Origin of the sequence: Nocardia sp. CY41 (assembly GCF_009829325.1) — a bacterium.
In the GTDB taxonomy this organism is placed as follows: domain Bacteria; phylum Actinomycetota; class Actinomycetes; order Mycobacteriales; family Mycobacteriaceae; genus Nocardia.
Genome location: NZ_VUOS01000022.1, coordinates 53,408 through 66,235 on the forward strand (window position 1 = coordinate 53,408; position 12,828 = coordinate 66,235).

12 protein-coding genes are annotated in these 12,828 nt (G+C 70.3%); 1 reads left to right on the forward strand and 11 read right to left on the reverse strand.

What is annotated here, in order from left to right; genetic code table 11:
- Nucleotides 1-7: 7 nt before the first annotated feature.
- From GVY64_RS24150 to GVY64_RS24195, 10 genes are all read right to left on the reverse strand, one after another.
- Complete coding sequence (locus tag GVY64_RS24150) at nucleotides 8-1,111, reverse strand: FAD-dependent monooxygenase (protein WP_159845610.1); 1,104 nt, start codon at nucleotides 1,109-1,111, stop codon at nucleotides 8-10.
- A 163-nt stretch (nucleotides 1,112-1,274) separates the two neighbouring features.
- The gene (locus GVY64_RS24155; RefSeq protein WP_159845613.1) at nucleotides 1,275-1,505 is read right to left on the reverse strand and encodes a hypothetical protein; all 231 of its coding nucleotides are present in this window, start codon (nucleotides 1,503-1,505) and stop codon (nucleotides 1,275-1,277) included.
- A gap of 44 nt (nucleotides 1,506-1,549) precedes the next feature.
- A complete protein-coding gene (locus GVY64_RS24160) occupies nucleotides 1,550-2,842 on the reverse strand; it encodes an amino acid deaminase (protein ID WP_442939626.1) in 1,293 nt (430 codons plus the stop codon).
- A gap of 41 nt (nucleotides 2,843-2,883) precedes the next feature.
- A complete protein-coding gene (gene ppc, locus GVY64_RS24165; RefSeq protein WP_442939622.1) occupies nucleotides 2,884-5,655 on the reverse strand; it encodes a phosphoenolpyruvate carboxylase in 2,772 nt (923 codons plus the stop codon).
- 66 nt (nucleotides 5,656-5,721) lie between these two features.
- Entirely contained in the window at nucleotides 5,722-6,141 is a 420-nt protein-coding gene (locus GVY64_RS24170; protein WP_159845616.1) for a VOC family protein, read from the reverse strand.
- Between the two features lie 109 nt (nucleotides 6,142-6,250).
- Nucleotides 6,251-6,820, reverse strand: a complete 570-nt coding sequence (locus GVY64_RS24175) for a GTP-binding protein (protein WP_159845993.1) — start codon at nucleotides 6,818-6,820, stop codon at nucleotides 6,251-6,253.
- Between the two features lie 16 nt (nucleotides 6,821-6,836).
- Entirely contained in the window at nucleotides 6,837-7,181 is a 345-nt protein-coding gene (locus GVY64_RS24180; RefSeq protein WP_159845619.1) for a DUF742 domain-containing protein, read from the reverse strand.
- Complete coding sequence (locus GVY64_RS24185) at nucleotides 7,178-7,606, reverse strand: roadblock/LC7 domain-containing protein (protein ID WP_159845622.1); 429 nt, start codon at nucleotides 7,604-7,606, stop codon at nucleotides 7,178-7,180. Before GVY64_RS24185 ends, GVY64_RS24180 begins: the two co-directional genes overlap by 4 nt.
- Nucleotides 7,603-9,969 (reverse strand): sensor histidine kinase, encoded by a 2,367-nt coding sequence (locus GVY64_RS24190; RefSeq protein ID WP_236567120.1) that lies wholly within the window; start codon nucleotides 9,967-9,969, stop codon nucleotides 7,603-7,605. The genes GVY64_RS24185 and GVY64_RS24190 overlap by 4 nt, the downstream gene beginning before the upstream one ends.
- 420 nt (nucleotides 9,970-10,389) lie before the next feature.
- Complete coding sequence (locus GVY64_RS24195; protein ID WP_159845628.1) at nucleotides 10,390-10,959, reverse strand: GTP-binding protein; 570 nt, start codon at nucleotides 10,957-10,959, stop codon at nucleotides 10,390-10,392.
- Nucleotides 10,960-11,259: 300 nt separating this feature from the next.
- Between GVY64_RS24195 and GVY64_RS24200 the strand changes: the two genes are divergently transcribed.
- On the forward strand, nucleotides 11,260-11,763 hold the full coding sequence (locus GVY64_RS24200; protein ID WP_159845631.1) for a DUF3558 domain-containing protein: 504 nt from the start codon (nucleotides 11,260-11,262) through the stop codon (nucleotides 11,761-11,763).
- Nucleotides 11,764-11,776: 13 nt separating this feature from the next.
- Here the strand turns inward: GVY64_RS24200 and GVY64_RS24205 are convergent, their stop codons facing one another.
- The gene (locus GVY64_RS24205) at nucleotides 11,777-12,799 is read right to left on the reverse strand and encodes a hypothetical protein (protein ID WP_159845634.1); all 1,023 of its coding nucleotides are present in this window, start codon (nucleotides 12,797-12,799) and stop codon (nucleotides 11,777-11,779) included.
- Nucleotides 12,800-12,828 lie beyond the last annotated feature (29 nt).

Here is a 12,828-nt window from a genome sequence, read left to right on the forward strand (position 1 = left end):
ACGTCGGCTAGCAGCGCCAGTCCAGGACACCGGCCAGCGATCGGACTTGCACCGAGTCGGGGACCGCGCGCACCAAGGCGTCGCGGATCGCCACCGCGGGCGGGAACGACAGTTGCCCCAGCGCGCCGAGTCGGCGCGAGCGGGCGGCGATCATCCGGGTGCGCGGCCGGCGTTCCCGGTCGTAGCCGCTCAGGTCACCGCCGCGCGCGGCCACCTCGGCCAGCACCACGGCGTCCTCCAGCGCCTGGCAGGCGCCTTGCCCGAGAGTCGGCATCATCGCGTGCGCCGCGTCGCCGACGAGCGCTGTCCGGCCTGCCACATAGGTTTTCAGTGGCGGCAGGTCGTAGAGGTCGTGCCGCAGCACCTCGGCGTCCCCGGCCGCCGCGGCGAGCAGGGCGGGAATCGGCTCGTGCCAGCCGCCGAATCGGTTGCGCAACTCGGCGAGTCCGTCGCCCGCCGTTCCCGCGGGCATGTTCGCGGTGGCGAAGCAGTAGACCCGGCCGTCGGCGAGCGGAACGTAGCCGAAACGCTCGCCGCGGCCCCAGCTTTCACCCATCTCGGTCACCGGCTGGTGCGGTGTGACCACGACGCGCCACGCGATGTAGCCGCCGTAACGCGGTCGTATCTCGCCGCAGACGGCACGGCGTACGACGCTGCGGATGCCGTCGGCGCCGACGACGACATCTCCGCCGGACGTCCCGGCCGAGTGCACCACAGTGCCGTCCGCCCCCGCCTCGGTCACGGTGATGCCGGTGCGCAGCGCCGCCGCGGGGATCGCGGAGCGCAGGATGTGCAGCAGATCGGCGCGGTGCAGCATGATCGGGCTGCCGTACCGTGCCCGGATCGCGTCGGTGTCCATCCTGGTCAGCCACCGTCCCGTGCGGTCGCGGATGCCCGCGGCGCCCTGCTCGACGGCTCGGGCTCGCACGTCGTCACCCACGCCGAGCGTGTCGAGAGCGCGCAGGGCGTTCGGCCACAGGGACAGCCCCGCGCCGACCTCGGTGAACTCGGCCGCGCGCTCTAGCACTTCGACACGCCAGCCCCGCCGCAGGAAGGCCACCGCGGTCGCCAACCCACCGATGCCACCACCCACGATGAGCGCCTCGGGCATCGCTTCCCCTCTCTCCGGACCGCTCGGCGAGCAGTTACCATGCACGATACTACAAACGTAGTAGACGAAAACGTGCCCGAAGCATGGATCCCTACCGCTGCAACGAGAGACACTCACCGGTCCGCGGGGGCGCGGCCCGGTCACGTCCGCCGGTGTGGGCCAACTAGGAGCGCGCTACCGCTCCGAACGATCGACGTAGGAATTCCTGGGCGTCGATGCCGCGACGGCAATGGCACATGGGGTTCTTGATCGCGGCGAGGGTGGTGGGATCTTCGCCGCCGAGCGGGGCAGCAGCGCTGACAAGCAGATCGGGGTGGGAACCGACCACACCGCCCGCGCGAGCGTCCGCATCGCCATGGGCGCGATGCGTGTGCCAGAACTCGGAGGTGGCCACGAATCGCCGGGCGCGGCGTCGAACCCGAACGCGGTCAGTACGCGTCAGAAGAACGTGTGCAGCAGATCCACCACCCGCGGCGTCGGGGCGTCGGCGTCATCGATCACCGGGATCAGCCGCCATTTGTCGAAGGCGGTGCACGGATGCGAGAGACCGAGCCGTACGACCGAGCCGAGGGGCAATTCGGCGTCGTCGGGCAACCGGAGGAAAGCGTGCTGGTCGTTCAGCGCGGTGACCGTCGCATCCGAGTCCAGCGCGCCGCCGTGCGGTCCGGCGACGCGCTGCGGAATCGGAAGTCCCTCATCGAACGGCAGATCACGTCTGCCGGCATCCAGCAACGCGAGCCCGGGTTCCGGGCGGGAGAGGGCGCGGGCCCAACCGTGCATCGCCGAGCGCAGCGGCCGCGCGCACTCGGGAGCCGACAGCGGCGACATGCTCGCGTAGAAGCCGTCGTCGTGGATGACATACGCGCCCGAGCGCAGCACGACCGTCGTCGCGACGCCCCGCCGTCCCTGTTCGTCGGACAACGGGGCGAGGTACTCCAGCGCCAGTTCCGGATAGGCGCTGCCACCGGCGGTGACGACGGCCGCACCGCGATATCGCCCCGCCGCCAGCAGTTCCCGGTGCAGGCGGGCGAGTTCGCCGAGGTAATCGCGCACCGCGCGGACACCGGTCGCCGTGCGGTCGTGGGCGAGCGCTCCCTCGTAACCGCCGACCCCGGCGAGCGTCAGCCGCGCCGCCGCGTCGACAGCCGCCGCCACGGCATGCGCCTGTTCCACCGTGCGCGCGCCGGTTCTGCCGTGCGGGCCACCGAGTTCCACCAGTACCCGGATCGGCGTCGCGTCCGGGACCCCGCGCAGATGCGCGTCCATCAGCGCGACGGTTTCGACACTGTCGGCCCAGCAGAAGAACTCGAACGACGGGTCGCGCGCCGATTCCCCCGCCACCCAGCGCAATCCGACCGGATCGACCAGCGCGTTGGCCAGCAATACCCGCGCGACGCCGAAGGACCGCGCCACCTGCGCCTGCCAGATGGTCGCCAGGGTGATGCCCCACGAGCCCGCGGCCAGCTGCTCGGCCCACACCTGTGGCGCCATCGTGGTCTTGCCGTGCGGCGCCAACCGCACCCCGGCCGCGCGCACCCAGTCGGCCATGACCGCGATGTTCGCCGTCAGGGCCGCGCGGTCGACGGTGAGCACCGGCGTCTCCAGCTCGTCGAGGGCCGGCGCGGCGCCGCGCAGTTCCCGCACGCTCCGCCCCCAGAACGCGGGTGACATGCCCTTGTGTTCGGGACCGATCCGGCGGTCCGCGAGCGCCGCCACCGCTGCTTCGTCGATCGACACGACCTTCCTTCCTCCCGGCCCGGGCCGTTCGAAGGCTAACCCGAGTTACGCAGGGCGGTGGCCAAGCCGTTCATGGTCAGCAGGATGCCGCGCTTGACCAGTTCGGAGTCGTCCCCGGCGCGCAGGCGGCGCAGCAGCTCCACCTGCATCTGGTTCAGCGGCTCCAGGTAGGGGAAACGGTTGTGGATGGACTCGGCCAGCGACGGATTGTCCGCCAGCAGATGATCGTTTCCGGTGATCGCGGCGTGCATGCGCACCGTCCGGGCGTGCTCGTCGCGGATCATGCCGAAGATCTGCTCGCGCAACGCCACGTCGTCCACGAGTTCGGCGTAGCGGGCGGCGATGTCCAGATCGCTCTTGGCCATCACCTGCGCCAGGTTGGACAACACCGTGCGGAAGAAGGGCCAGCGCCGGTACAGATCCGCCAGGGTGGCCAGGCGCTCCGGGTCGCCGCCGATCCACTCCTCGAGCGCCGTTCCGGTGCCGTACCAGCCCGGCAGCATCACCCGCGCCTGACTCCACGACATCACCCACGGGATGGCGCGCAGGTCCGCCACCGTATTCGTCGGCTTGCGCGAGGCGGGCCTGCTGCCGATGTTCAGGTCGCCCACCTCGGCGACCGGCGTGGACTGCCGGAAATACGCGACGAAACCGGGGGTCTCGTGCACCAGCCGCGCGTACGCGGCGCGGGCACGGGCAGCCAGGTCGTCCATGATGCCGTAGGACGGCTCGGCGTCGGCGCCGAGTCCCTCCACGTCCAGCAAGGTCGACTCCAGGGTGCCCGCGATCAGCGACTCCAGATTGCGGTGCGCCGTACCGAGTTCGGCGTATTTCGCGGCGATCACCTCCCCCTGCTCGGTGAGCCGCAACGAGCCGCGCACCGCCCCGGCAGGCTGCGCGAGGATCGCGTCGTAGCTGCGGCCGCCGCCACGGCCGACCGTGCCGCCGCGGCCGTGGAACAGCCGCAGCCGGATGCCGGTCTTGCGAGCGACCTCGACGAGATCCAGTTCGGCCCGGTACAGCGCCCAGTTCGCCGCCAGGTACCCGCCGTCCTTGTTGGAGTCGGAATAGCCGAGCATCACCTCTTGGCGCATGCCCTGCGCGGCCACCAGGTCGTGATAGACACCCACCTCCAGCGCCGCGGACAACGTCGCCGCTCCGGCGCCGAGATCCTCGATGGTCTCGAACAGCGGGACGATGCCGACCGGGCAGCTCGGCGGCCCGTCCGGCTCCCCCGGGTCGAGCAGTCCGCCTTCCTTCAAGAGCAGGGCGGCTTCGAGCAGGTCGCTGACCGACGTGCACATGCTGATGATGTAGGTCGGCACCGCCGCAGCGCCGAGCGTGTCCACCACCTCGCGTGCGGCGCGGACGATGTCGAGTTCCTTGACGGCCAGTTCGCTCAGCCGTGCGTGCGGGCCGAGCAGCGGGCGGCGGGTGCGCAGCTCGGCCGCGAGCAGTTCCACCCGGCGCGACTCCGGCAGGCTCGCGTAGTCCGGGTGCACACCGGCCCAGGCCAGCAGTTCGGCGACGACCTGCTCGTGCACCTCGGAGTTCTGCCGCATGTCCAGACTCTGCAGGTGGAAGCCGAAGGTCTCCAGGGCGTGGCGCAGCGCGGCCAGGCGATCGTCGGCGAGCAAGCCGTCGCCGCTGCTGCGCAGGGAGGCGTCTATCGCGTCCAGGTCGTCCAGCACCGCCTGCGGGGTCGGGTAGGGCCGCGCCCCGGCGTCCAGTCCGTTCGGCGGAACCTCGCCGAGCGCGGCCGACGCGGTGGCGGTCAGCCGGGCCCGGACATGGTGCAGCGCACGGCGATACGGTTCGTCGGCGTGCGCGGCCGGATCGGGATATCCGGCCGCGGCGAGCGCGGCGACCTCGGGCGTCACGGCGACCAGCCGAGCCGACAGCGACAGCGTCTTCTCCAGTTCCACCAGCTCGCGCAGGTAACGCTCGAACGCGACGCCCGCCGCGCGGTAGGCGGCCTGACGCACGACCTCGGCGGTGACGTTGGGATTTCCGTCGCGGTCGCCGCCGATCCACGAGCCGGGACGCAGCATCGGGCGCGGCAGCAGCTCCACGCCCGGCCAGCGCGAGCGCAGCGCGGCGCGCACTTCGGCGTTGATCGCCGGGATCACGTCGAACAGGGTGAGGTCGTAGTAGCGCAGACCCACCGAGATCTCGTCCTGGATCCGTAAGCGCGCCAAGCGGATCAGCGCGGTTCGCCAGAGACTCAGCACTTGGCGGCGGATCCGCAGTTCCAGGTCCGCCCGCTCGCGCTCGTTCTCGGCGTAGCGCTGACGCAGGCGCATCAATTCGGTGATACGCGCTTGCGCGTCGAAGACGGTTCGCCTGCGCGTCTCCGTCGGGTGCGCGGTGATCACCGGCGACACCAGCGCGTCGGCCAGCAGATCGGCGACTCGCGTCCCGTCCAGCGCCGCCGCGTCCAGCTTGCGGTAGGTGGCCGCCAGCGACGAGTCCTGCGGCGGTTCGCCCGCCGCCTCGTGCGCCGCGCGGCGGCGATCGCGTTGGATGTCCTCGGCCAGATTGGCCAGCAGCACGAAGTAGCTGAACGCGCGGATGAGCGGCAGGGCCACCGCGATGTCCACACCGTCCAGCATCTCCGCGACGGCGCTGCGCTCGACCTCCTCGCGGCGCACCCGGAACGCTTCGATACGTACCCGCTCGATGAGGTCGAAGACCTCCGGTCCCTCGTGGTCGCGAATGGTGTCACCGAGCACGCCGCCGAGAAACCGGATGTCGTCGCGCAGCGGCCGGATGGCGTCCTGTTCGGTCGCGCTCATCGATTCGCCCATGATCAGACAGTATTGCCCGCCGGGCCGCCGGGGTATGCGACGCGGCCCACACCGGCCGCGACCGGCTCAGCCGGGAAGCTGGGAGAAGCGCAGGTGATTGCCCCACGGGTCGCGGAAGCCGCAGTCGCGCACGCCGTACGGCTGGGAGATCGGCTCCTGCGTCACCTCTACACCGGCGTCGCGCAGCCGGGCGAAGGTGGCGTCCACATCCTCGGTGGTGAAGATCAGCGTGCCCTGCGCGCCGTTGGCCAGCCGCGTCCGCGCCGCCGCACCGGCCGCCTCGTCCGGCACCATCTCCGGCGTCTCCAGGATGAACTCGATGCCCGGCTGCTTCGCCGGGCCGACGGTCAGCCAGCGCCCACCGGCGAACGGCAGGTCGGCCCGCACCTCGAGGCCGATCACGTCGCGGTAGAACTCCAGGGCCTTGTCCTGGTCGGCGACCAGGACGCCGATGTGGGTGAGGGCGAGATCTGCGCCGTTGCTCATGCTGCTGCTCCTTGTGTTCGTCAGGGTCGGGCAACAGTACAGACGACGCACGCGCGGCGAATTCATCGGCGGCGCGGCGCACTGTCGCAGCAGGCCGATCGACCCGATTTCAGCCCGCGTCTCGGGCGGTGAGGTGATCCGCACGGTGCAACAGGACCTGTTCGAGCAGCGACACCAGCACCTGCTTGACCGAATCACGTCGCCTGGCATCGCATTCCAGCACCGGGATCCACGGCTCGAGCTCGAGTGCCTCACGGACCTCGTCGAGATCGAAGCGGGTGCCGCCGTCGAAGCGGTTGACCGCCACGACGAAGGGCGTGCCGCGCGCCTCGAAGTAGTCCAGCACCGGATAGCAGTCGTCGACGCGGCTGGTGTCCACCACGATCACCGCGCCGAGCGCCCCGTCGACCAGGTCGTCCCACAGGAAGACGAAACGGTCCTGGCCCGGCGTGCCGAACAGGTACAGCAGCAGTGCGCTGTCCAGGGTGATGCGCCCGAAGTCGAGTGCGACGGTGGTCTGTGTCTTGTCCGCTCCGTGTCCCGCGTCGTCCACGCCGACCGCCACCTCGGTCATCGCCGCCTCGGTCACCAGGGGCTCGATTTCCGAGATGGCCCCGATGAACGTCGTCTTCCCGACGCCGAATCCGCCGCTGACCACGATTTTCACCGAGGACGGCATGGCAGGCGTGCGTGTGTCAGAGTGCCCGGACAAGGTCCCTGATCCTCTCGATGGCGGCGGCGGTGAGCTGATCGGCGGCGCGCACGGTCACGTGTCCGGTGGCGGCCAGGTCGCTGACGACGACCTTGGCGACCCCGATGGGGACGCCGAGCGCGGTGCCGATCTCGGCGATGGAATGCGGCCGCTGACACAACCGCACGAGGGTGTGCTGCTCGAAGCGCAGCGGTGCGGACAGCGCGGCGGGTTCGGCCCGCACCAACGTCTCGACGCGCAGTCCGTCCAACAGCGGTGTGGTGCGTCCGGCGGTGACCACGAACGGACGCACGAAACGGTCGTCGCCCCGAGCCGGTTCGTGTCTCATCGCGGCAGCGACTCGCGCAGCTCGGCGATGAGCGCGGGGTCCAGCAGCGCACCCGCACGGTCGGCGAGCACCGCCATCTCGTAGCCGACCAGTCCGACATCGCAGCCGCTGTCGGCGATCACGCCGAGACAGCTGCCGCCGCCCATGGCGGACACCAGCAGGAATCCGCGTTTCATCTCGATCATGATCAACTTCAGCCCGTCGAAGGAATAACTGCGCGACGCGCTTCTGGCGAGCCCGACCAGCCCGGACACCATGGCGGCGAGCCGGTCGGCGGAGGCGCGGTCCAAGCCGTCGGACATCGCGATGAGCAGGCCGTCCGAGGAGACCGCGACCGCCTCGCGCACACCGTCGGTGTCGCGGACGAAGTTGGCCAGCAGCCAGTCGAACGTGTGCTGGTCGGCGCTCGATATGGGGGTGGTCACCGGATCTCCTCTGTCATGGTCGCTGCGGGTTGGAGTTCGTGCGCCGCGTCGGCCACGGGGACGCGGTGGTCACGTTCGGCGGCGTGCCGCGCGGGCGCGCCACGCTGATGGCCCGATCGGAAGGCCGACAGCATGCCGCGGATCTGTTCGGGCGAGCGCTCGACCGCGGGGGCGGGCTCCGGCCGGGGTACCGGGTCGGGACGAACGCCCGAAGTGGCGGCGCGAGCCTTCTTGTTGCGTTTGACCAGGCCGTTCTCGGTTCGCCGCACGGGGTTCTCGCCCGCATCGGATCGCATTGCGGCGCGGGTTGTTTCGGCTGCGCCGAGGCTTGCCGCCGGCCCGGATCGTGCGGCACCGAACTGGGTGCAGGCCGAAGACCCCGCCTGAACCGCTGTGTGAACTCCGACAGTGGCGGTGGGGCGCGCCATCGGCGAACTGGAATCGCTCTGCCTGGCGGAGCTGGGCGCGGGCTCACGCGGGTCGCCGCGCTGTTCCTGCTCCGTCTCGAGCATCCCCGGCGGCAGCGTCAGGCGCGCGACGATGCCGCTCACCGGCGAGACGCTCAACTCCACCGCGATGCCGAGCCGCTCGGCGAGCCTGCCGACCACGTAGTGACCGAGATTACGGGTCGGCGCGACGATGAAATCCTGCTCGCCGCGCAGTCGCGCGTTGGCCTGCGCCAAGTGACCCGGGGGCATGCCGACACCGTGATCGACCACGGCGAGCAGGTATCCGTTCGGTCCGGCGCGCCCGTAGATCTCCACCTCGAGATCCGGCGGGGAGAACGCCAGCCCGTTCTCGATCAGCTCGGCGAGCATGTGTGCCAGTTCGCTCGCCGCGGCACCCGCGACCAAGACATCGTCCATCCGCCGCAGCACCACCCTGCGGTAGTCGTCGACCTCGGACAAGCCGGCGCGGATCACGTCGCTGAGCGGGATCGGTTCGGCCCAGCTGCGCGGACTGGCCTCGCCGACCAGCACGAGCAAGCTCTCGGCGTTGCGGCGCATCCTGGTGGCGAGATGGTCGAGTTCGAACAGATTCGACAGCGCCTTGGGATCGAGCTCTTCGCGCTCGAATTCGCTGATCAGGCCGAGCTGGCGACGCACGAGGTTCTGGCTACGGCGAGCCAGGCTGACCATCGACTCGGTGGTGTTGCGGCGCACCAGCGCCTGCTCCGACGCGAGGTCGAACGCGGTGGACTGCACGCGATCCAGCGCTCGGGCCACAGCGGCGATCTCGACGCCCGCGCCCGGCGGCGCCCGCACCGGGGCCGGCGGGTCCGGCGGCCGGGTGTCGGCACCGGTGCGCCAGGCGGAGATCACCTCGGGCAGTCGTCGGCCTGCCACGTCGTCGGCGTCCGCCGCCAGCGTGGCCAGCGGCCGGACGATCGCGCGCACCGCGGCGACGACCAGCGCCACTTCTGCCGCGATCGCCGCCAGCGCGGCCAGCACGAACGCGCCGAGGATCAGGGCGGCGTTGCGGCGCAGCGTCTCCGCCCGCAGCCGGACGTCGTCGCCGACCGCCTGCTGCACGGTGCGCTGCTCGTCGATGACCGCGGTCATCCGGGCCCACCAGGTGATCGGATCGACCGGTCGTGCCAGCGGTCCGGCGCTGGAGGCGATCGCGATGTTCTCCGACTCGGCCGCCGCGACCGCGTCGGCACCGTCCAGCACGGCGTCCAGACGCTCCTGTTGGGCCGAGGTCGCGTCCCGGGCGAACGCGGCCAGACCGGCCAACTTGGCTGCCCGGATGTCGAGGAACTGCACGTACTCGCCCGGCCCGAAGGCATCGGAGGCGAAGACGCCGTTCAGGAAGCCGCGTTCCCGGGCCGTCTGCTCCTTCGCCTCGCCCAGCGCGTGCAGCGCTTGCAGCCCGTGCCGGACCGCCGGGTCGGCGGCCTGGTCGAGACCGAGGGACAGACGGTTCAGTCCATCGATGGCGTCGGTGTAGAACTGGAACGCCGCCTGCCGGGATGTCCGCTGGGCATCGATCCCCGACCGGGTCGAGTCCAGGTCGGTGAACGGCCGAGCCGCCGCACGCACCCGCTCCGAGCCGGGCGGGCCGTCCGCCGAAGCCTGCCGCAACGTGCGCAGGGCGCGGTCGACCGCGTCGCGCTGGTCGTCGACCGGCTGCCGCAAGCGCTGGTCGCCGCCGAGCAAGCCATTGGTCAGGCCGCGCTCGCGCTGCGTCTCGTGCACCAGATCCTGCACCGCCAGCGCCAGCGACACCGCGCCCACCGTGTCCCGGCTCTTGCGGTACGCATCTATCTCGCGGGCGACCATCGCGCCCAGAAGGGCGAGCACCAGAACGAGCGAGACGACGAGGATGCGAGCCAGCTGCCCGCGGATGGTCCGCGGACGCACGATGCCACTGCCCGGCATTCGGCGTTCGCCATCGGGAGCGCGGAGCGGGACAACCGTTGCGCCCCCGGAATTCTCCGGTCGTCCAGGTGACCGCACCACCCTCTGCTCCTCCGATCAGCCGCCGCGCCTGCTCCACAGCGAGCACACGGAAATCAAGGGCAAACTGTCACAGGGCCACCGCGCCGTCAACGCGAAAATCGGGCAAATCGGACAGTGTGCGGACTTCTAAACACACTGGCAACGAGGAGTTACGAGCACGACAAACCGACCTCCGCGCGCACGCGCGAGCGAACGCCGAGACCCGTTGGCTCACATCCGCCTTCGACCGCCGTGAAACCTTCGGGCGCGAGTCCGATACAGCGGACGGGTGCGGCGCACAGTCACGAGACCCTCGTCACGACCGGTGCCGGAGCGCCACGCTCAACCCGCGCTCCTGGCGACAAGGTGATCCGCCCGGTGCGACAGCACCTGTTCGAGCAGTGCGACCAATACGTCTTTGACCGAGTCGCGCCGGCTGGCATCGCATTCCAGCACGGGGATCCAGTCCGCGAGCGCGAGCGCGGCACGCACCTCGCCGAGGTCGGCGCGGGCGCTGCCGCGGGCGTGGTTGACCGCGACGACGAAGGGCGTGCCGTGTCGCGCGCAATAGTCCAGCACAGCGTGGCAGTCGTGGACGCGGCTGGTGTCCACCACGATCACCGCGCCTAGCGCACCCTCGGCCAAGTCGTCCCACAGCCAGGCGAGGTCGTCCGCACCCGGGGCGCCGAACAGGTACAGCAGCAGGGAGCTGTCCAGGTCGATCCGTCCCACGTCGACGGGGACGGTGGTCGGCTTCCAGTCCGCCCGCCGCTGCGGGTCGTCCAGGACGACGATCGGCTCGGCGGTCTCCGCCTGGGTCACCAGCGGGCCGATCTCGGAGACGGCCCCGACGAACGTCGTCTTCCCGGCGCCGAGTCCGCCGCTCACCACGATCTTCACCGAGGACGGCATGGTTTGCTTTCGCGTGTCGCAGTGCCAGGACAATGGCGCTGATCCTCTCGATGGCAACGGCGACGCGCACATCACGTGTCGGGCGGCCCGGCCGCGGACGACGGCTTGCCGACCCCGATCGGGACTTCCAGCGCGGTACCGATTTCGGCGATGGAAATGCGACTGCCGGCACAGCCGCACGAGAAACGTGGTACCCGTCCTCGCCCGCCGCGAAACCTCGCGGTGCGACTCTGATACAGTCCGGCGCGACACACCGGAGGGCAAGAGGGCTGGATGGCGCACCGAATTACGTTGGTTCCCTTGGCAATAGCACTTGTACTCGGAGCGGCCGCCTGCGGCGACGAGTCCGGCGGGGCACCGGTGACCACCACCACCGCGCAGGCCGCGAGCACCGCCACCCAGCTGTTCGATCCCTGCACCGGCATCCCCGACACCGCGCTGACGAGCGCGGGCCTCGATCCGGCGAGCAAGCAGGTCGGTGTCGGCGGGGTGAAGCAGCCAGGCTGGGAGATCTGCGGCTGGAAGGGCGCCGACTTCACCCTCGGCGTGTTCTCCAACGGCATGTCCGTGGCCGAGTTCGAGCGCAAGCCAGGCAATGTCGACTTCCAGGACGTCACGATCGGCGGGCGCACCGGACGCCAGTTCCGCGTCGACGACGCCGCCAAGGACCAGATGTGCGATGTGCTCTTCCCCGCTCGCCAGGGCCTGCTGCAACTGACGCTGGTCAACAAGACCACCGATCAGAACCCCTGCGAACGCCTCGCGACCGTCGGCGAAGCGATCGTGCCCACCCTGCCGAGATGAAAGCCCCTCGGCCTCAGCCGCCGAGGATGTCGAGCACCTTGTCGGAGGTGTAGAAGGGGGCGAGGCGCTCGCGGATCAGCCCGGCGAGCACTCCTTCGCGCTTCGCGCCCTCGATGACCGCCGGTCCGTACCGGAGGATCTCCCGCATGATGTCGTCACCGGTGAGGCCGAGTTCGGGCAGCATGGCCGCCAGGGTGTAATCCCCGTACTTGGTGAAGAACACCTCCACGCACTCGTCCAGTAGCAGGCCGAAGTAGTGCTTCTCGCGGGTGGTGACGGCGATCTCGTAGCACAGCAGCACCAGCTCGTTGAGGTCCTTCCGGCTGAGGTATTCGCGCAGGCCGCTGACCGGTTCGTCGGCGTGCAGGTCCCAGAACTCCATCGCGGCGGCGTGTACCGGCGCGTCGCGCAGCATCTCGCGGATGGCGTTGTTGGTGCGTTTGAGCGCGAACAGCGCGCCCTTGCCCGCAAGATCGCCGACGAACGTGCTGTCGGCGGCGACCTTCTTGGCGCGATTGGCCGCCGACTGGCCCAGTGACATCAGCGAGGAGACGCCCGGGATCTTCTCGGCGCGCTCCCGGTTGGCTTGCATGAAGTCGTTGATCAGCTTGTCCACGAACTTCGACGCGACGGTGGCCACCAGCGGGCTCTCGGTGAGCCGGTCCAGGATGCGCTCCTGCGCCTGGTGCATGCCGAAGATCTTCTCCAGCAGCGCCTCGACCGGTTCGCGTTCGACCACCTCGCCGAGGGTGTAGTCGTCGTTGGCGGCGATGTGGTCGTAGATGGAATCGGCGAACACGCCGACCATGTCGGCGAACACCGGACTGCCGCCGATCAGTTCGACGACGGTGCGGACGGTCTGCTTGGCCTGCTCGAGCTCCACGACGTCCCGGAAGACGAGCGTGTCGGCGACTGCGAGGACCGCCTCGGTGTCGCGCGCGATCACCTCCGCGAAACGCTCGCCGGTCACCTCCGCGAGCAGGAATTCCACCTGGGCGTCCAGTAGCCGTTCGGCGATCTCACGCGGCTCGCTCATCGAATTCCACCCATCACTGTTCGTCCGGC